This is a genomic window from Psychrobacter sp. PL15, assembly GCF_035984995.1.
In the GTDB taxonomy this organism is placed as follows: Bacteria; Pseudomonadota; Gammaproteobacteria; order Pseudomonadales; family Moraxellaceae; genus Psychrobacter.
Genome location: NZ_JAXCIB010000003.1, coordinates 315,423 through 336,287, shown reverse-complemented (window position 1 = coordinate 336,287; position 20,865 = coordinate 315,423). Strand labels below are relative to the sequence as shown.

16 protein-coding genes, 1 tRNA gene and 2 pseudogenes are annotated in these 20,865 nt (G+C 40.7%); 15 read left to right on the top strand and 4 right to left on the bottom strand.

Annotation, left to right across the window (positions count from 1 at the left end):
- Positions 1–133: 133 nt before the first annotated feature.
- The gene (locus RCH20_RS04440) at positions 134–1,489 is read left to right on the top strand and encodes a valine--pyruvate transaminase (protein WP_327192738.1); all 1,356 of its coding nucleotides are present in this window, start codon (positions 134–136) and stop codon (positions 1,487–1,489) included.
- A 99-nt stretch (positions 1,490–1,588) separates the two neighbouring features.
- Here the strand turns inward: RCH20_RS04440 and RCH20_RS04435 are convergent, their stop codons facing one another.
- The 3 genes from RCH20_RS04435 to hisB form a co-directional block, all read right to left on the bottom strand.
- Complete coding sequence (locus tag RCH20_RS04435) at positions 1,589–1,927, bottom strand: hypothetical protein (protein WP_327192737.1); 339 nt, start codon at positions 1,925–1,927, stop codon at positions 1,589–1,591.
- Between the two features lie 124 nt (positions 1,928–2,051).
- Positions 2,052–2,696, bottom strand: coding sequence for an imidazole glycerol phosphate synthase subunit HisH (gene hisH / locus RCH20_RS04430; protein WP_327192736.1), 645 nt, complete (start codon positions 2,694–2,696; stop codon positions 2,052–2,054).
- Positions 2,697–3,368 carry an imidazoleglycerol-phosphate dehydratase HisB gene (gene hisB, locus RCH20_RS04425; RefSeq protein WP_327192735.1) on the bottom strand — a complete coding sequence of 224 codons (672 nt, stop codon included), beginning with the start codon at positions 3,366–3,368 and terminating at the stop codon, positions 2,697–2,699.
- Between the two features lie 346 nt (positions 3,369–3,714).
- Here hisB and RCH20_RS04420 point away from each other — a divergent pair, with 346 nt between their 5' ends.
- The 5 genes and pseudogenes from RCH20_RS04420 to RCH20_RS04400 all read left to right on the top strand — a co-directional run bounded on the left by RCH20_RS04420 (position 3,715) and on the right by RCH20_RS04400 (position 7,503).
- Positions 3,715–4,137 (top strand): hypothetical protein, encoded by a 423-nt coding sequence (locus tag RCH20_RS04420; RefSeq protein ID WP_327192734.1) that lies wholly within the window; start codon positions 3,715–3,717, stop codon positions 4,135–4,137.
- Between the two features lie 131 nt (positions 4,138–4,268).
- Positions 4,269–4,344: transfer RNA gene (locus RCH20_RS04415), tRNA-Phe, on the top strand.
- A gap of 133 nt (positions 4,345–4,477) precedes the next feature.
- Positions 4,478–4,781, top strand: a pseudogene (locus RCH20_RS04410) (DUF4385 family protein); the annotation flags it as partial.
- Positions 4,782–4,913: 132 nt separating this feature from the next.
- Positions 4,914–5,588 (top strand): phosphoglycolate phosphatase, encoded by a 675-nt coding sequence (locus tag RCH20_RS04405; RefSeq protein WP_209956112.1) that lies wholly within the window; start codon positions 4,914–4,916, stop codon positions 5,586–5,588.
- Between the two features lie 205 nt (positions 5,589–5,793).
- Complete coding sequence (locus RCH20_RS04400) at positions 5,794–7,503, top strand: formate--tetrahydrofolate ligase (protein WP_327192733.1); 1,710 nt, start codon at positions 5,794–5,796, stop codon at positions 7,501–7,503.
- 28 nt (positions 7,504–7,531) lie between these two features.
- Here the strand turns inward: RCH20_RS04400 and RCH20_RS04395 are convergent.
- A pseudogene (locus RCH20_RS04395) lies at positions 7,532–8,176 on the bottom strand (ATP-binding protein); the annotation flags it as partial.
- A 141-nt stretch (positions 8,177–8,317) separates the two neighbouring features.
- Between RCH20_RS04395 and RCH20_RS04390 the strand changes: the two are divergent.
- The 9 genes from RCH20_RS04390 (at position 8,318) to RCH20_RS04350 (ending at position 20,778) form a co-directional block, all read left to right on the top strand.
- Positions 8,318–8,959: a TnsA endonuclease N-terminal domain-containing protein gene (locus RCH20_RS04390; RefSeq protein WP_327192732.1), complete on the top strand. Its 642-nt coding sequence runs from the start codon at positions 8,318–8,320 to the stop codon at positions 8,957–8,959.
- Positions 8,949–10,928, top strand: coding sequence for a Mu transposase C-terminal domain-containing protein (locus tag RCH20_RS04385; protein WP_327192731.1), 1,980 nt, complete (start codon positions 8,949–8,951; stop codon positions 10,926–10,928). Before RCH20_RS04390 ends, RCH20_RS04385 begins: the two co-directional genes overlap by 11 nt.
- Entirely contained in the window at positions 10,928–11,818 is an 891-nt protein-coding gene (locus tag RCH20_RS04380) for a TniB family NTP-binding protein (protein WP_327192730.1), read from the top strand. Before RCH20_RS04385 ends, RCH20_RS04380 begins: the two co-directional genes overlap by 1 nt.
- Positions 11,776–12,294: a TniQ family protein gene (locus RCH20_RS04375; RefSeq protein ID WP_327192729.1), complete on the top strand. Its 519-nt coding sequence runs from the start codon at positions 11,776–11,778 to the stop codon at positions 12,292–12,294. Before RCH20_RS04380 ends, RCH20_RS04375 begins: the two co-directional genes overlap by 43 nt.
- A 174-nt stretch (positions 12,295–12,468) precedes the next feature.
- On the top strand, positions 12,469–12,936 hold the full coding sequence (locus tag RCH20_RS04370; RefSeq protein WP_327192728.1) for a hypothetical protein: 468 nt from the start codon (positions 12,469–12,471) through the stop codon (positions 12,934–12,936).
- Positions 12,911–14,338 carry a hypothetical protein gene (locus tag RCH20_RS04365; protein ID WP_327192727.1) on the top strand — a complete coding sequence of 476 codons (1,428 nt, stop codon included), beginning with the start codon at positions 12,911–12,913 and terminating at the stop codon, positions 14,336–14,338. Before RCH20_RS04370 ends, RCH20_RS04365 begins: the two co-directional genes overlap by 26 nt.
- Positions 14,339–14,428: 90 nt before the next feature.
- Entirely contained in the window at positions 14,429–17,209 is a 2,781-nt protein-coding gene (locus RCH20_RS04360) for a class I SAM-dependent DNA methyltransferase (protein ID WP_327192726.1), read from the top strand.
- A complete protein-coding gene (locus RCH20_RS04355; RefSeq protein WP_327192725.1) occupies positions 17,157–19,457 on the top strand; it encodes a DEAD/DEAH box helicase in 2,301 nt (766 codons plus the stop codon). Before RCH20_RS04360 ends, RCH20_RS04355 begins: the two co-directional genes overlap by 53 nt.
- Positions 19,450–20,778 (top strand): GIY-YIG nuclease family protein, encoded by a 1,329-nt coding sequence (locus tag RCH20_RS04350; RefSeq protein ID WP_327192724.1) that lies wholly within the window; start codon positions 19,450–19,452, stop codon positions 20,776–20,778. Before RCH20_RS04355 ends, RCH20_RS04350 begins: the two co-directional genes overlap by 8 nt.
- Positions 20,779–20,865: the final 87 nt, after the last annotated feature.

Genomic DNA, 20,865 nt, shown 5'->3' with positions numbered 1-20,865 from the left:
TCACTCGACATATAGGCGTATAGGCATATAAACAGATATCAGTAATGCGGTTTGCTCATTTCATAGCAACCATTTGCTATACTAACCTCTAAATGATTTATTTTATATCACTTTATAACCCTAGAGTAACCTTATGAATTTCTCAAAATTTGGTCAAAAATTTACCCAGCCAACCGGTATTTCTCAGTTAATGGATGATTTGGGCGATGCCTTAAAAAGCGATCAACCGGTTAATATGCTAGGTGGTGGTAATCCTGCCCGTATTGAAGCGGTCAATGAGATGTTTTTGCAAACCTATCAAGCGCTTGGTAATGATGGCAGCTTTGATAAGAAGGGTTCTGATAAAGAGGCCGCTGGTGGAATAGCAAGCACCGCCATCACTAGTATGAGTAACTACTCTAACCCACAAGGTGATGCCACCTTTATTGACGCCCTAGTAGCATTCTTTAATCGTCATTATGATTGGAACTTAAGCGCTGATAATATTGCCCTGACCAATGGCTCACAAAATGCCTTTTTTTACTTATTCAATCTGTTTGGTGGCGCGTTTACAGATGAGCAGAACCAATCGATAGATAAATCAATTCTGCTGCCATTAGCACCTGAATATATTGGCTACAGTGATGTGCATGTCGATGGTCAGCATTTTGCGGCGGTATTACCGCATATTGATGAGGTTACTCATGACGGTGAGGCAGGGTTCTTTAAATATCGAGTGGACTTTGAGGCACTTGAAAACCTGCCCGCCCTGGTTGAAGGTCGTATCGGCGCGATTTGCTGCTCACGCCCAACCAATCCAACAGGTAATGTGTTGACCGATGAAGAAATGAGCCGTTTAGCTGATATTGCCAAACGCTATGAGGTGCCGCTGATTATTGATAACGCCTATGGTATGCCGTTTCCTAATATTATTTATTCTGACGCGCACCTGAACTGGGATACCAATACCATTTTATGCTTTAGCTTGTCTAAAATCGGTTTGCCAGGCGTGCGTACTGGTATCATCGTGGCTGCTCCTGAAGTCATCTCTGCAGTAAGCTCAATGAATGCCGTAGTCAATCTGGCCCCTACCCGCTTTGGTGCCGCGCTTGCTACACCTCTAGTGAAAGATGATCGTATTAAGCAATTATCTGATGAGGCTATTAAGCCATTTTATCAGCAGCAAGCCAATACCGCGGTACGTTTATTAAAAGAAGCCTTAGGTGATTATCCCTTATCCATTCATAAGCCAGAAGGGGCGATATTCTTGTGGTTGTGGTTTAAAGACTTGCCTGTTACTACCCTTGAGCTATACGAGATTCTTAAGGAAAAAGGCACGTTGATTGTGCCGAGCCAATACTTCTTCCCCGGTATCGATGTCGATAACTATAAACATGCGCATGAATGTATTCGCATGAGTATTGCTGCTGATGAGCAGACCCTGATTGATGGTATTAAGGTGATTGGGGACGTGGTACGCGAGTTATATGATAAGTCATTGGTGAAGTGATACGTGAGTTGTATGATAAAAAGTAGGCTAGCACCAATTCGGGGCTACCCTACTTAAGCTCGTTTCAAAATAGACTAAGACTAACCCAGTCTAAGGTCGTTATTTTAACAATCTGGTTGGTTTGGTAACTGATTGAAAAACCTTTGTCCACATTGTGAGCGCATAGAGCACATAAGAGAGCAGACAAGTATTGATAAGATCATGGATGCTAGCCTTTAGCTCTACGCTTCGTATGCCAGAGATACCTAACTCTGTAATAGTATGGCGATTGTCTAAATACTCGCCTAGTATGGCAATACAGGTCACCATGATTAAAGCGATAAATGACCTGATACTATATTTTCTAAAAATTGGACGCAGCAGGATTAAACTCAATAGATAAACGCTGATGCCCACATACATGTGTAGGGCATCTTTTTCTAGTCCTGTGGCATTCATAATGCCGATCTTCAAGATATAAAAATCCACTGTTTTTTCCGCGTGTCAGAGAGTAGAAAATAACTAAAAATAAAAGAGAGTTTGCTTACCCTATTGCTGAAGTAAATAGTTAATCCACGTTTGTCTAAATATCCCACTCTACAAAGTTCTTTAATAGCTGCAAGCCTGCACTATGGCTTTTTTCTGGATGAAACTGAGTGGCAAATAAGTTATCTTGCAAGATACTGGCACAAAACGGCTGACCATAATCACAAACAGCAGCGACTTGCGTACTGTCTGCTGGTTCGCAATAATAGCTGTGCACAAAGTAAAAGTGCGAATTGTCAGCAATGCCATGCCATAGTGGGTGCTCAAAATCCATACTGTTTATAGTATTCCAGCCCATATGCGGCACTTTAATCAGCGCATCTTTTTCATCGGTCCATGCTGGATCAAAGGCTTTTACTTGTCCGTCTAAAATATCCAGACAAGGCGTACCATCATTTTCGGCAGACTCAGTAAATAATGCTTGCATACCCACACAGATAGCCATCACCGGCTTATTGAATACCGCATGGCGTATCACATCATCAATACCTGCCTCGTGCATGCCGGCAATACAAGCACGCATCGCACCAACACCCGGAAAGAAAATCTTATCGGCAGCAGCGACGACTTTGGGGTCATTGGTGATAGAAACTTCAGCGCCGACGGCTGACAGTGCTTTACTGGCTGAGTGTAAATTACCCATACCATAATCTAATAACGCAATCTTTGTCGCTCTGCCCATTTAGAACGCCTCTTTGGTTGATGGCAAGGTGTTTAGCGCGCGCTCATCATACTCGCAAGCCATACGTAGCGCACGGGCAAAGGCTTTAAAGGTACTCTCAATTTGGTGATGGCTATTTTTACCTTTTAGGTTGTCCAAATGCACAGTCATCCACGAATGATTGACAAATCCATAGAAAAACTCACTAAATAGGTCGACATCAAATCTACCCACATGCGAGCGAGTAAATGGAACATCCATATGTAGTCCTGGACGGCCAGAGAGATCGACGACCGCACGGCTTAAGGCTTCGTCTAATGGCGCATAAAAGTGTCCATAACGACGAATACCTTTCTTATCGCCTAGCGCTTTAGCAAAGGCTTGGCCAAGAGTAATACCCGTATCTTCAACACTATGGTGATCGTCAAGGAAAGTATCGCCAGTGCACTTAATCTCCAAATCGAAAAGACCGTGACGCTTAATTTGATCGATCATGTGGTCTAAGAATGGCACACCGGTGTCTACAGTACCTTGACCCGTACCATCAAGATTGACTGTACAGGTTACTTGGGTCTCAGCAGTAATACGCTCAACGGTTGCGATACGTGCGGCACGACCATGTAGGTTGTGGCCTGATGATGAAGCGGTGCTTTGATCTTGATCTTGAGCTTGTGAAGTAGAATTGGCTGTCATGGCTATCCTCTGTTAAGTATAAAAACATTCAATAGAGATGGGGCTAAAAAATTAACCCAACATGTCCTCAACATGAGAACACTAAAGTTTTAATAGGTATGAGTTGGCTAAAATCTATCCTAATTTATCTAGAAACACTAGAATTAAGACAGACCGAGCGTTATCTAACCTCATCATAGCAAACCCTAAGATTTACTGCCACGACCAAGCAGTAAACCACACGTAAATTCGCACAATTCTGCTAAAATAGTGGATTAAGTTTTATCAATCATTGCCGCACGCTTACCATTTGATGTTACGCTCTAGCAAGTTGATGATACGCCCTACTAGATAATAGGAACTAACGATGCCTTTAGAAGCCATTGCTATCAATAGCTTAGATGCGCCCCTTATTCAAAAGCCAGCTCGCGAACATGAGTTAGCCGAGCGCTTGCAGGCCCTGTATGATACTGATGATAAACATCCCAATGGCGCAGAAGTTTTGGGGATTGTAGAACAAGGGTTTAAACGTGGGCAGTATCTATATGTTGGCATGTTCAATGACAAACCTATCGCTGCGGTAGGCTGCTTTGATGATGGGCAGACTGATGCCAAACGCCTGCAATATTTAACAGTGCATCCAGAAAACCGTAATCGTGCGATTGATGCAAAGTTTATCAAGTTGGTCTATGATGCCGAAGTCAAAAAAGGTGTCCGCCAGTTCGTGCCCGTTGATAGCGATATCCACCACATCATGAGTGAATACGATCTGCTAAGTATCAAAAACTAAAAGCGATTATTTTGTAGAATAAGGTAAAATATTTTGAATTAGCAGGCTGTTTCTTATCTTTTATAGCAAATAAAGCAAAAACAGCTTGACAGTAACGCCTATATTTAGTTTAATAGCGCCTCAACGAAGACGGCTCGATAGCTCAGTCGGTAGAGCAACGGATTGAAAATCCGTGTGTCGGCAGTTCGAACCTGCCTCGAGCCACCATTCGTTACTAGATTCTAGAAAATATTAAATAAAAGACCCCTAAACGTTCACGTTTGGGGGTCTTTTTTATGCTTATAGATTATTGCTTAAAAACCTACGATACGCTTGTATAACACTATTGGGCTGTTGTTTGTATCTAGCCGCTGATGACTTTGTCGGTGCAGATATGGCACGTAAGTTCCTCCAAATAGGTTATACACGGGCGCGGCGTTATGCCAATCATAGAGGTGGCAAGAAGTATAAAGGCGCTATACCTGACGATAAAGAAGGGCCAAAGTGGCGCACATGGCCGTGAAGAGCTGCCATGCCAACCAGAAGATCCCATTAAGACTGAGTCCGCACGTATCTTTGAACAAAAATGGGATTGTTGCCGAAAAAACAAAGATTATCTTGCTATGAAAGCTGAGCATCGACAACGCTATCAAGAGGTTGAATAACGACGGCAAGTCACAAAATAAACTATAATAATTTTAGACTCAATAGCCCGCTGTGCTAAGGTAAGAACCAATACGCTTAGAACAACACGTTACGCCACCCTTTCATACTACAAGCTACAATGAGATTAAATAATGACTAAAAAACTTTTGATTTTTGATTTTGATGGCACCTTAATTGATAGCGTCCCTGACTTGGCTGATGCCACTAATATTATGCTCACACAATTGGGCAAACCGACTTATCCGATTGATACCATAAAAGAATGGGTAGGTAATGGTGCACGATCACTGGTTGAACGCGCTCTATCAGGTAGTATTGAAGTTGATATAAGCTTATCTGTAGCAGAAGTGGAAGCCGCTGAACGCTTATTCTTTGCGGCATATGGTGCCCATGACTCTAGCAAAACCACTGCTTATCCTAATGTTGACCAAGGTTTGAGACAATTAAAAGAGGCGGGCTTTACCTTAGCATTAGTCACTAATAAGCCCATTCGCTTTGTCCCTAAGATTTTGGAGGGCTTAGGCTGGACGCCACTATTTGATATAGTGTTAGGTGGTGATAGCTTACCGGTTAAAAAACCTGATCCTGCCCCGCTACTGCATGTCTGCGAGACCCTTAAATTTGACCCAAACCAAGCATTTATGATTGGTGATTCTATCAATGATATCTCAGCTGGCAAGAATGCAGGCATCGATACTATCGGATTGTCTTATGGTTATAATTACGGCAAAGATATCCGTGACAGTGAGCCAAATCAGGCATTTGATAATTTCGCAGATTTGCTTGCTTATCTTATAAACAAATAAACTTGTCGCGTCCTAGTTTTTAGTGTCTAGTTTTTAGTGTCTAGCTTTTGGTGCTCTAATTAAAAATATGAACGCCAAAAGTCTCGACGACATGCCCATATCATACCGCTCCCAAAGATTAACATAGCGAGTTTGCTGAGGTTGTTTTTTTGGGCCCAATATAAAATAGTATTAAAGTGATATAACTACTAAAGAGACCTTTAACATGACCGTACCTAGCGATATTGCCATCGCCCAGAGCGCAACTTTACAATCAATCAATAGCATTGCCGAAAAAATCGGCCTATCCACCAATAATATAGAACCTTACGGCCACTACAAGGCGAAGATAAACCCCAATGATGTATTTGCCAAACCTGCTAAAGCCAAACGCAGCAAATTAATATTAGTTACTGCCATTAATCCGACGCCTGCCGGTGAAGGTAAAACTACAGTAACGATTGGTCTAGCTGATGCTTTAAACCGCGTGCATCAACAGCAAAACTCTGCTGAGCTAACGATGGTTGCCTTACGTGAGCCTTCATTAGGCCCAGTGTTTGGTATGAAAGGTGGTGCGGCTGGTGGTGGTTATGCGCAAGTGTTACCAATGGAAGATATTAATCTACATTTTACCGGTGATTTTCATGCTGTTAGTGCGGCAAATAACTTACTGGCCGCAATGCTAGATAATCACATTTATCAAGGTAATGAGCTAGATATTGACCCCAAACAGGTATTTTGGCGGCGGGCAATGGATATGAACGACCGCCAGCTGCGCAATATTATTAGTGGTCTGGGCAAAACCACCGATGGCGTCATGCGTGAAGATGGCTTTGATATCACTGTTGCCTCTGAGGTCATGGCTATTTTTTGCTTAGCGACGGATTTGGCCGATTTAAAGCAGCGCTTGGGTAATATTTTAGTTGCGTACAACAAAGACAAACAGCCCGTTTATGCCAGAGACCTCAATGCCCATGGTGCTATGACCGCCTTACTAAAAGAGGCGCTCAAGCCCAACTTGGTGCAAACCATTGAGGGCACGCCAGCCATTGTTCATGGCGGTCCTTTTGCGAATATCGCTCATGGCTGTAATTCGGTGATTGCTACCCGCGTTGCCATGCATTTGGCAGATTACACTCTCACTGAAGCTGGCTTTGGCGCTGACCTTGGTGCGCAGAAGTTTTGTGATATTAAATGCAGACTATCAGGTCTCACGCCAGATGCTGCCGTTATCGTGGCCACCATTCGAGCACTAAAGTATAATGGTGGCGTTGCTAAAAATGAGCTGACCGCTGAAAACTTGCCAGCGCTTGCACAAGGTCTACCCAACTTATTCAAACACATCGAGAATATGCAAGAGGTATACGGCTTATCAGTAGTAGTCGCCATTAACCAGTTTGTCAGCGATACCGATGCCGAAATAGAAATGGTACGACAAGCGTGCCGGGAAAAAGGTGTGGAAGTTGCTTTAACTCAAGTGTGGGAAAAAGGCGGTGCTGGCGGGGAAGTGTTAGCGAATGCACTGCTTAAGCTACTCAAAGATAAAGAGAACCAACCCAGCCAATTCCGTTTGGCTTATGACAGTGACAATAGCATTGAGCATAAAATTCGTACGGTTGCGCAACGTATTTATGGCGCCAAGGATATTGATATCAGTAGACTTGCACAGTCTAAAATTCGCCAATTAGAAACGCTCAATCTAGATAAAATGCCTATCTGTATCGCCAAGACTCAATATTCACTAAGCGATGATGCCAAGCTACTCGGACGGCCTACTGGCTTTGATATCCATGTGCGTGACATTAACATCTCATCCGGTGCAGGATTTATTGTGGTTATCTGCGGGCCTATCATGAAAATGCCAGGTCTACCCAAACGTCCTTCAGCCGAACGCATTGATGTGGACGACGCTGGCAATATTACTGGACTGTTCTAGACGACACTGTCTGCAAAGAAAATCAATACTATTTACTCCGATAGCTAAGCGCTTCTGACACATGAGCGCTAGTAATATCTAAACTATCTGCCAGATCAGCAATCGTACGGGCTACTCGCAATACCCGGTGATAGCCACGGGCCGATAGATTAAGGCGCTGCTGTGCCATCTGTAATAATTGCTGCTCGCCCTCGCCTAGTGTTACGTGTTTATCAAGATCACTAGGACTTAGCTCATTATTGACCTTTTGTTGCCGCGCCAATTGACGCTTATGAGCAACTGAAACGCGAGCACGTACTTGCTCGGAGGTTTCACCAGCGCTACTATTTTGCAAATCAACAATCGGTAATGCAGGCACAGTAATGTGTAAATCGATCCGATCAAGTAGCGGTCCTGATAGCTTATCTTGATAGCGCTTAATCTGTTCAGGACGACAGCGACAACGCTCTGACGTATCGCCATGATAGCCACAGGGACAAGGATTCATCGCTGCGATCAACTGAAAGTTTGCCGGAAAAGTTATTTGCGAATTGGCACGGCTGATAGTAATTTGCTTGGCTTCTAACGGCTGACGCAGTACCTCCAACACACTGCGATCGAACTCAGGTAACTCGTCTAAGAACAATACACCTTTATTAGCTAAAGTAATCTCTCCAGGTTTTGGCTTTGAGCCACTGTCAGTTCTCACAATTAATGTCATAAACATAACGCATTCATAGGCTTTTCATGCCATAATTATCACAATAGATGTCATGGAATTGTCTAAATAGCTGTCATATTCTTATATTTTACCTAAATAGATGTCATATTATTTATGAAACAAGTCAGAAAAATAAAGCCGACCCGTAGAAGCATATCAGGCCACGTTGCCTTCAAAGGCGACTCAATTGCGTTTGAGTCTTCGTTAGAGCGTGACTTTATCATTTATCATTCTTTTAGAGATGATGTGATTGATATAGTCTCGCAACCTATAGCCATACCTTTTGTTAAAAACGGTAGAAACTACGAATATACGCCTGATTTCTTTGTTCAGATGAAACCTGATACCAGCAAGTCTCTTATAGTTGAAGTTAAGCCAAAAACAGAATGGCAAACAAACTGGCGAGATTGGTCAGACAAATGGAAGGCAACTATTAAGTTTTGCAGGGAGCGTGAGTTCAGGTTTGTCATTTACGATGAAGATAGAATCCATCATTTAGCACTAGAGAATATTAATTTTCTAATGCGCTATAAGAATACTACTGTTGTGTCAGAAGAGGTAAAGGCAGTACTTCGAGACATTGAATTAAGAGGCAATACGACAGTTGAGTACGTGTTAGAACGTTACTTTAAATCCCATCTTTATCATAACCAAGGCAAACATCTTTTGTGGTACTTGATGGCAAATAAAATGATCGGATTTAATATTTGGAGTGATATCCGAAGTGAGAAACTGGAGATATGGCATGAGTATTAACGACAATGATTATGAAGTGATCAATAAGAATATTGGCGTACAAGTCGATCATCACTATGACAATATTGAGCGGAATTATATTCAAATGTCGCTTGGCGGAGTGTATATAAGGAGGTCTAACAACGAAGAATATCAGTTGATAGAGTATCTTGAAGACATAAACCAAGCTGTATTTAAAAAACTATCTAGTTTGAGAAACGAAGTACTAAGTGTCCATGATTTTGAAAACATCACCAATAAGAATAATGTTTCGATACAGGTAGATTTGAACGAGATTAGCGATGATGACTGGCAGAAAGCACAGAAGAAGTATTTAGCTATTAAACCATTGATAAGTGGCGCTTATGATGAATACATCGGTGAGCGTGGTTATGAGAGACGTGCTGATGAAACAGAGGTGTCTGCAAGGACTTTAAAACGATGGGTTAAGTCCTATCAGTCAACAAACTCTGTCGCATCGTTACTTGACAAAAAACGTGGCTGGAAAAGTGGGAAAAACAGAATATCTAAAGACTTAGAAAAACTGATCGATGATGTCATAAATGAGCATTATCTATGTAAGCAACGCCCATCAGTTGAGGCCACTATTCGTGAGGTTTATAAGCGTTGTTATAGACTAGGCTATGTTAAGCCTAGTGAGAGCACAGTACGAAGGCGAATCAACAGTATTAGCGAGCGCGACTTCCTGCGGGGCCGTGGATATCGTGAGAAAGCCAAAGACAAATTCACACCAAAAGCAGGGTTCTTCCCTAACGCAGAATACCCGCTTAGCGTTATTCAAATCGATCACACCCCAGTAGACATTATCTTAGTTGATGATAAATACAGGAAGCCTATTGGAAGGCCGTTTCTTACTGTGGCTATTGATGTTTATAGCCGCATGATTACGGGGTATTACATATCACTCGATGCACCCTCAGTGACTTCGGTAGGTATGTGTATTTCACGAAGTGTTTTACCAAAGACAGACCTATTGTTAGAGTTTGGATTAGGTGATGCTACCTGGGATGTGTTTGGTATGCCAAGAAAAATCCATGTCGATAATGGATCGGATTTTAGGGCTATGAGCTTACAGAAATCTTGTGCTTTTCATGGCATAGACCTTGAGTTTAGACCTGTAGCCCGTCCTGAGTTTGGCGGTCATATTGAGCGTTTAATTGGCACTTTAATGAAGACAGTACATGAGCTTCCAGGCACTACTTTTTCAAATATTAAGCAAAAAGATAATTATGATTCTGAAAAGAGCGCTGCTCTAACGCTCGACGAGTTTGAAACGTGGTTTTTAACTTATATCACTAAGGTTTATCATAAGTCAGTTCATCGCTCTATTGGCAAAACACCAACAGAGCAATGGCAACTTGGGATATTTGGTGACAATTTCAATGAAGGTATTGGTATACCCGCTCTACCTTCTAGCCATAAAACATTATTGCTTGATTTTATGCCAGGTATTGAACGCACCATACAGCGTAATGGAGTAAATATTGGAGGTTTAAACTACTACGATCCTAGCTTAAACAATTTTATTAATCAGACCGATAAAGCCACTAAGAAAAAGGAGAAATTCATTTTTCGGCAAGACCCAAGAGATATTAGTATCATTTGGTTTTATGACCCTATTTTAAAGACTTACTTTGATATACCTTTAGCAAATCAAGCACTCCCAGCTATGAGCTTATGGGAATACAGACAAATCTACAAACAGGTCAAACAGCAGTCTGGAACAGTTAATGAAGCACTAATTTATCAAGCATGGGAAGACATGCAAGCATTAGTAGAGACATCAGAGGAAAGTACTCTGACGCTTCGTAGGGATGGGCAACGTAGAAAATTTCACGCTAAATCGCAAGAGATACATCAGCCTGTAAAAGATGAAATTAATAGCAGACAAACTACGGTAGCTGCTGATACTACATATTCAGAAAATGATGATGGTGATGATTTAGACTTCTTTGAGGACATCAGGTAATGACAAGCACAGATTACAGCCATGTTCATGAAAAATTCAGGCCTATTGTTTTGTTGCCAGACAACGAGCGGATTGAGTTTATTGACTCCCCAAGATGGATTGGCTACAGCCGAGCAAATGAAGTCTTAGATGTCATGCAAGGCTTAATGAATAAAGTAAAGCAGCACCGAATGCCTAACCTCTTACTAATTGGCGACTCAAATAATGGTAAAACAACCATTATTCAAGATTTTGCTAAAAGGTTTGGCCAGAGCTACGCTGATGAAGAGCTAATCGTACCTGTTTGCTTGATACAAGCGCCACCATCAGCGAATGAAAAAGACTTATACATTAGCTTAATTGATTATTTCGCACTGCCATATAAATCGAGTGATTCAGCAGGTGTGTTACGTGCTCAGGTCGTTCACATCCTACGCGAAACTCATGTAAAGATACTCATTATTGACGAAGTTCACTCAATGCTGACAGGAACAGCCAGGCAACAGCGATTAATAATGAATGCTATTAAGTACCTTTGTAATGCTCTGCAGTTGCCTATTGTGCTTAGCGGCACTAAAGATGCTGTTAGGATTTTACACACGGACCCGCAGCACGTTAGTCGATTTGACGTAGCTGAGCTACCTCTATGGCAAAACGATAGGGATTTCAAAAAACTTGTAGGAAGTTTCGAGCGAATATTACCCTTAAAGAAAGTATCAAACTTGACTGAAACCTCAATACTGAACCTAATTTACAGTATTAGTGGCGGCAATATTGGCAATGTAAAAAGACTGATAAATGAATGCGCTATTGAAGCGATTAAATCGGGTGACGAACAGATCACAAAGAAAATGATTGAGGATAAGTCATGGCTAAGACCGACAAAAGGGTTACGCAAAATTATCGGATAAAACCACTGACAATCGCGACTCCTTTACACAAAGATGAGAGCATAACATCATGGCTAGTAAGAGCCGCACTTAATCAGGGTTGCGATCCTCAAACGCTAACTTATTACTTTTGGCCAGGTTATCGCATCTGGACTTGCGATGTTGATAAGGGGTTTAAGCATATAAACCCTAATATTCATACAGATATGGCTGTATTAGCAAGAACGGTCATGGATGATTTTAATAGTCAGAATTTAATGTATTTCTCACAACCATTAAGCGACCATATAAGTAGCAGGACTCCTGTGCCTTGGACGCAACCTTTATCTAAAAGAAATCGCTACTCAAGAATTGGCTATCCTCACTGTCCTGATTGTATAAAAGACGGTAAAAGTGCTTATTTGAAGCTACAGTGGCGTTATACATGGTCGATTTGCTGCACCCAACATAAAAGGCTTTTGCAGACGGAATGCCCTTACTGTGACAACCCTTATTAGCCGCAATTAATCCATGCCGAACAGAGGTTTATAAACCATTGTCACTTTTGTCGCAGTGAGCTTGGGAAAGCAAATGAAAACTCAATACCGACGAAAGAAAACCACCAATTCCAATTGAAAATAGATAACGTTTTTCACGATAAGCAAGGTGCTGTTTTAGGTGAAATCGTCAGCATGAATGATTGGTTTGATTACTTAATATTCTCAATCAATATAGTAAGAATGGCACTAAGAAACCCTAATTATATGTTTGCAAAATTGCTTTTGGAATTTGGGGTTGATGTTAGTAGTTTATCAGTGCCTAGAACCGCTTTAAGGTTTGACTACCTTCCTATAGAGGAGAGAGCCTTACTACTTAAGTACGCTTTCTATGTCCTTGAAATGACTTATGAAGATTGGTTGCGATGTTGCCAAGAGTTAGACATTACTCAAAATAGCTTTCAATGGTCAAGGCGTACTGTGATACCCAAAGCATTCTATCGAGTCTATAACCAGCTGCCCAAAACTCCGACACGGAGATATGTGGCACAATCAGAAGAGCTGCAACCTGCTTCCCCAGAGGCAGTAAAGGCCTCTTGGAATAGATTAAAACGTAAAATGACTATGCTGAAATATTATGACAATCACCTCAAAAAAGACTAAAAGCAGATGTGATCAATGTGCCAATAAAAACGTTAAAATCCAAAGACGCTATAAGGATGAAACGTATTGTGCTAACTGCTATCGGATATGGTTTATCAAAAAACCTTGTGGCAGATGCGGCAATTTAAGTCGCTTACATAAAAAAGAAGAGTTTGGTGTCTGTACCGATTGCCGTATTAAAGAGCCTTGTATTCGTTGTGGTGATGACGCTATTAAAAACGGTGCTAATACGCAATATGGACGAGTATGTCAGATTTGCTATCAAGGCCACTTTAAGAGTAAGAAGGCTTGTTTTGAGTGCGGTGAGCTTAAGCGAAATATTAGTAGCTACTCTCAACTAGATCATGATTATGAGGTGTGCATCACTTGTTATCAAAGCCATGTAAGACAAACCTGCTCCTTATGTCGTCGTTATCGAGAGCTAGTAGAAACTGAACAAGGGATGATTTGCAAGAAATGTCATGAGTATGGAGAAATCCCTTGTCAGTCTTGCGACAAATTAATGCCTGCAGGTATGGGTAAAAATTGTGAGACGTGCTATTGGTCGCAAAGATTAGAGAAAGAGGCTAAGTTAAGCGCCTATCTATTAGCATCTCAAAGCATAAAAAAAGCCTACTCTGATTTTATCAGATGGTTTGAGGCTGAGAAAAGCAGTAAAACAGCAGCTTTGAAACACCATAACTTTATTAACTTTTTCACTCGTTGTGATGAAATTTGGGGTTGCATACCGAACTATGAGGGTTTGGTTCAAGAGTTTAAGCCAAACGGGTTGCGTGAGAATCTAACAGTGCTGCGATGGCTGATTATAACTGACCAGATAACTGTAGATGCAAGCTCAAAAGCTCTGATTGCTGAACAAGAGCGTATTGCTAATCTTTTAGCAAAATTTGAGGATCAAGTGCCTAAATGTATAAGCGATTACCATAAATATCTCAATCAGAGAATGCTTGAGCGTAAGACCTCTCTAAAATCACTCAGATTAGCTTTGCAGCCTGCTGTAGACCTTTGCATAGAATATGAAATTAAGAGGCTAAATAAGCCAACACAAGAGCATATAGATGGGTATCTACTATTGAAGCAAGGGCAGTACAGTTCGCTATATGGTTTCGTAACTTTCTTAAATAAGAGTTATGAGCTGGTTATGGTCTGCAACAAACCAAGCAAAGAAGATGTATGGAAACTTAAAAGCAAAGAGACTGAGCAAGAGATAATGAGGCTTTATAACAAGGCTAAACCTTTATCATCGAAAGATGGATTGATATGGCTACAACTAGCTATGGCTTACTTTCATCAGGTGAATGTTACATTGAGCACTCTAAAAACACTAAGTGTTCGACCAGGCAATGAAGATATGTCTATGATAGTTTTTAACGAAAAAGAGTATTGGCTGCCAAAAATCTGATAAAGCTAATAAGGTATTTTTTGATATAGATTTCTCTGCCTTCTACAAAAATTTAACCACAACATAAACCTTTAAAATATTGAGAGCATCATGGCCTTTAATCAAACACAGTTTTTTGAGAACCTAGAGAAACTAACCACCAAAGTAATCGATAAGAATAAAAAAGACGACTTTATATACGATTTTCTTAGCCTCTTAGATGTCTCAAAATCGACCATTACCTCTCTAAAAAAGAGTGACGGACGTTACAACGTAGCTGCAAACCCTGAGCTTGGTGAGGTAGCGAATAAGCATCGTATATACTTCAAGCCTGCAAGCCCCGATCAAGACCTCTCTAAAGTATTGAATGAGTTGAAAGACAGTCATATTATCACGCAACACAAAATACGCATGATTATGGTGACAGACTTTAATACTGTTCTAGTCAATGACACTAAATTCGATGAAACGCTTGATTGCGAATTTGCCGACCTTTATAAAAACTACCACTTCTTGCTACCACTTGCAGGGTTAGAGCGTGCTCGCGAATATTCCGAGCATCCTGCGGATGTGCAAGCCTCTGAAAAAATGGGCCGTTTGTTTGATCATATTCGTAAGCATAATGAGTTTGATAATGCTGACGACATACATGCACTAAACATATTCTTAACTCGACTTTTATTTTGCTTGTATGCCGAAGATACAGGTATATTCAAGCCTAATCAGTTCCACGATGTTATTGATGGCGCTACTAATATAGATGGCAGTGACGTTCATAGCGTATTATTTGACTTGTTTGATACTCTCGACCTTCCGATGTCTAGTGCCGAGCGCGGCAATCAGCCCACACACCTTGCGGCTTTCCCTTATGTAAACGGTAGTTTGTTCAAGTATCAGTTTGCCATCCCTGAGTTTAATGCCCGTACACGTCGTATTTTATTAGAGTGCGCTCGTTTGAATTGGGCTGAAATTAACCCTGACATCTTTGGATCAATGTTCCAAGCGGTAATTGATCCCGAACAACGTGGCAGCTTAGGACAACACTACACTAGTGTCAGCAACATCATGAAGGTCATACAACCTCTATTTTTAGACGAGCTACGCGAAGAGTTAGATACGGTAATGGCGCTTAGTAACGACAACCGCCATAAAAATAATAAGGAAGCGCGGCTTAACGCCCTACTTGAGCGAATATCTAATATTTCGGCGATTGATCCGACGTGCGGTAGCGGGAATTTTTTAATTATTGCTTATAAGGAATTACGCCGCTTAGAGATCGATATATTAAAAGCGCAGCGGGATTTAATAAAAGGCGCTAAAGACAATCTATTAGGACTGTCTTTTGACAGCATAGTCAGTCTAAATAGCTTTTATGGCATTGAATATGACGACTTCGCTAGTCAAATTGCGCGTTTATCATTATGGCTAGCCGAACATCAAATGAATGTAGCCTTTGAGAAGGAACTTGGGCATTCACAACCGATGCTGCCCTTAAAAGATGGTGGTCATATTATTCATGGCAATAGTCTGCGTATTGATTGGAATGATGTGTGTCCTAATAACGGTAGTGATGAGATTTATATAATTGGTAATCCGCCTTTTGGAGGCACCTTAAACCGTACTGGCGAGCAGTCCAAAGATATGGAGATTATATTTAAAGGGTTTAAAACATTTAAATCGCTTGATTATGTCACCTCATGGTTCTATAAGGGAGCGCAATACATTGCCAATAGCAATGCAAAACTTGCTTTGGTATCAACTAACTCTATAGTTCAAGGTACACAAGTTGCCCCACTGTTCCCTCCTATTTTTAAATTAGGTATTAATATTAATTTTGCTTATCAAAGCTTCCCTTGGAGCAATAACGCTAAACACAATGCTGGAGTGCATGTGGTGATTGTTGGCTTATCAGCGAAACCAAGTAAGAATAAAACCCTTTTCAAACGCATTAATAAAGAGTGGCATAGCGAGGATGTAGCTAACATAAGCCCTTATTTGGTAGCTGGAACAGACATAGTGATTGAAACGCGAAGCAAACCTATTCATAACGGTAGAAAAATGGTTAGAGGTAATATGCCAACAGACGCGGGTAACTTACTATTAACGGATGCTGAAAAAGAACACCTTGTCAGCCATGAACCGAAAGCAGAGCAGTACATCAGACAAGTTTTAGGGGCGCGGGAATTTTTACATCAGGAGAAAAGATGGTGTTTGTGGTTTGATGGTGCAGATTTAAGTGAGCTTTATCAATATCCTTTAATAAAACAAAGGCTTAGTGCAATTCAGGAATTTAGGCAGAATAGTAAGCTGAAATCAACAAGAGCTATGGCTAAGCACCCGCATTTATTTTGGTTTAATTCACAACCAAAAACAGGCAATTACATCTTAGTGCCAAGAGTATCATCAGAGCGTCGCCAATACATTCCTATCGGTTTTTTTAGCTCTGAAATTATCACCACGGATCGTAATTTCATAATCCCAAATGGAACGCTCTATGATTTTGCCATCCTAACATCCATTATTCACAACGATTGGATGCGCTTGACGGCAGGTCGATTAAAAAGTGATTACAGCTATACAAACACCGTCGTTTATAACACACTCCCATTTCCTGATGTTAACGATAAGCAAAAGCAGAATATCGAGAACCTTGCAGAAGAAATACTCCTTGTTCGCGCTGATAATGTCGGCATGACCATGGCTGAGCTTTATGATCCTGAAAAAATGCCAAAAGACTTAAGACTAGCTCACGAAAACCTTGATGATGCGGTGGACAAACTATATAGATCACAAGGCTTTAATACTACAGAAGAAAGATTAGCACACCTTCTGTCTCGCTATGAAAAAATTGTTGATGTTAAAAAGACAAGCAAGTCTAAAGAGAGAAACTAACGACAAAACAACCTTATGCACACTATATTTTAGAGCGAATATCTATATGTCTAAGCCCGTGAACATCTTAAACCAATCATACGCACAAACAGGTCAAAGCAAGCAAAATAACGCTATGGGTATGAGGGAAATGCAAGCCCGCGCATTTGAGAAGCGTAATAGCCAATACCTACTTATTAAGTCACCACCCGCGTCAGGTAAATCGCGGGCAATGATGTTTTTGGCCTTAGATAAGCTAAAAAATCAAGGCATTAGAAAAGTAATTATCACTGTGCCTGAGATGAGTATTGGTAAATCCTTTAAATCAACCAGGCTTAGCGATTTTGGTTTTTTTGCAGATTGGGAGGTAGCTGATCGATACAACCTATGCCTAATTCTTGCTCAGAGTGATGATCGTAAGACAGCCATTTTTTCTGAGTTTATGAACCAAGATAAAGAAGACGATGGCTTGCCTCAAATTCTAGTTTGTACTCACCATAGCTTTAGGTATGGCTTTGACGCAATCATAAAAGAAGGTGGCGGTGTTGAGATTTTCAATAATACACTTATCGGTATAGATGAATTTCATCATGTCTCAGCAGGCGAATCAAACCGCCTTGGTATGATATTAGATAGTATTATGACCCACACTACCGCTCATATCATCGCTATGACAGGATCATATTTTAGAGGTGATGCTGTCCCTATCTTGTCCGACAAAGACGAAGGTAGATTTGAAAAAGTTACCTATACCTATTACGAACAGCTAAATGGTTACGAGCACCTAAAATCACTAGGTTTAGGTTATCACTTTTACAAAAAGTCTTTTTTCGGTGCTTTGGCTGAATGCTTAGATACTACCAAAAAAACGATTATTCACATCCCTAACGTGAATAGTCAAACCGCAGAAACAGATAAATACGAGACAGTTGGTAGAATTATCGACGTTATCGGTGAGGTTAAGGGGCGTGATGAAGAAACAGGTGTCACCACAATTAGGACGCATGACGGCAGGCAGTTGTTACTAGCCGACCTAGTGACTGATGATGATACAAGAGCTAGAACACAAGCTTACCTAGCTACAATAACAGAACGCGATCAAATGGACATTATTATCGCTCTTGGTATGGCAAAAGAGGGTTTTGATTGGGAGTATTGCGAGCACGTATTAACTATTGGTTATCGCGGCTCTCTAACTGAGGTAGTGCAAATCATTGGTCGCGCTACAAGAGATAGTAAAGGCAAAAGTCACGCCCAATTTACCAACCTTATTGCAGAACCCGAAGCCGATAAGTTAAAAGTAGAGGATTCTGTAAACGACTTATTGAAAGCTATAACGTTGTCGCTACTTATGGAGCAAGTGCTTAAGCCCAAGATTAACTTTAGGCGACGTAGTGAGTTAGATTTATTAGGCAAGGGTGATTTGGAACAAGGCACAGTAGTCATTGATGATTCTGAAAACGCGCCTTCCGATAGGGTGATGGATATTCTAAATAAAGACAGGGATGAAATATTAGCTAGCCTTTGTCAAAACCCTAAAAACATCAAAAAATATATGGCTGCTGAAAACAATAACATCGAAGCACAGGCAGTTTCGGACACCGTTATTCCAAGCATTATCAGAAGCAAATACCCTAACTTAGAGCCTGATGAAGTACGTCAGATTCAAGAAGGAATCATGCGGCACTTAGCTCTAAATAGCCAAGGTGGTATTGTTAACGGCACCAACCTCCCTAAGGATGCTGTTATAGAAAATGAGCGGCGCTTTATCAAAAAAGGGAATGACTATTTAGATGTCAACACCTTAAGTGAAAAGGATAAGGTGCAGTTGAGCGATACTGATGTTATCAGAGAACGCGACTTACCAGCGGGCGCAAAAATATATAACCCTAAAACCAAATCCAGCAACGTTAACGAAAGCAATCCTAGTAATAGCTTTGTGAAAGTTGGGAGCAAGTTTATTAACGTCAACAACCTCCCAATCGATTTAGTGATGTCCGTTAATCCGTTTCACGACGCTTATGAGGTACTTTCTAAAACTGTGGATAAAGATGTATTAATGACCATTAATAACGTTGTTAACGCTAATCGCTCTAGTGTGACCGATGCAGAGGTTCTGCTAATGTGGCCAAAAGTGGTTAATTTTATTAAAACTAAAGGGCGTGAGCCTAGCTTAAACTCATCTGATGATATTGAGAAACGTATGGCAGAGATTATGGCCTACGCTAGAACTCAGAAAGCTAAAGAAAGCGTGGTGAGCAATGATTAAACTTGATGATATCTATGAAAGCCGTGAGTATAAGTCATTAAGCGATATTTTTGACAACGACGATTTAGGTATATTCGATAACGTCAAATCTAATACTAACAACAAGACTAGCAATAGTGTTTTAGAGCAGCAATTCTCTGATATTAATTCTTTTATAGATAATCATGGACGCCTACCAGCTAAGGATGCTGACACACTTAGCGAGAAAGTGTTATCAAGGCAATTAAACTCTATGAAATCTGATAGCTCAGCATCTGAGCAACTAAATCATTTGGATAGGCATGGTTTATTGGTTGATAAAAATACCGATGATGTAGCGCACTTAGAGGCTTTCAGAGCGATTAAAGAACATGAGGCTACAAACAGCACAACTCAACACGTAGATAGCCAAGAAACAGCCTCTACGGAACAATCAACTACATATAATAGCCTGCAAGACATTTTTAACAGTGACGACTTGGGTATATTTGATAATGTGAAAACAGATATTGTAGTCAGTGACAACCATTACAAGGAACGGTCTAAACAGGGCCAATATGACGATGAAGATATAGCGAGTCGTTTTGAGTGTAAAGACTTTTATAGGTTTGAACCAACCTTTGCTAGGATTCACAAAGCCATAGAGTCGGGCGATTTTACTAAGACAAATTTTTCTTCTACAAAAAATATCACTGTCGGTAGTGTCTTCGTTCTAAATGGGTTTGTTTGTTATGTTGCCGATATCTATAAGGCAGAGGCTAGAAAGAATACTCGTAGCCAAGAGCGTTTACGCTTAATCTTTGCTAATGGCACTGAATCGAATATGCTTACATACTCTTTAGCAACCGCGCAGTACAAGTACGAAAATAGTTATCAGCTTCAAATCACCGACCCTGAGTGGGTTAATGATGATCTAGCTAAGAACTTTGGAGATGATCGTCAGCCCACTGGTGTTATTTATATCGCCCAACTTATTGAGACACCTGATAACCTAGAACACTATAAAAATCTTTATAAAGTAGGATTCTCAAAGCTTACAGGTGATGTTCGCACAAAACACTCAATCAGAGACACCGCATTTTTACAACAACCTGTAAATATCATAGCTGAGTGGCAAGTTTATGATGCCGACCCTCGTAAAGTAGAGAGCGTATTACATGCCTTTTTTTATGAGCAAAGGGTAAAAATGTCATCAAAGGGTTCGGATGATAGGTTTTACAAGGCTACTGAATGGTTTGATATACCTCTCTCAGAGATAGACAAGGCCATTAATATCGTTATATCAGGTGATATAGAAAAGTATCGGATGGACCCATCAAATAGCAGGATTATAATAAAATAAACAACTAGAACATCTTTTATGTTGAGCACTTGAATGTTTAACTGTAGGTCAATGATATCAACCCTCTAACTAGCTGGAATATCTAAA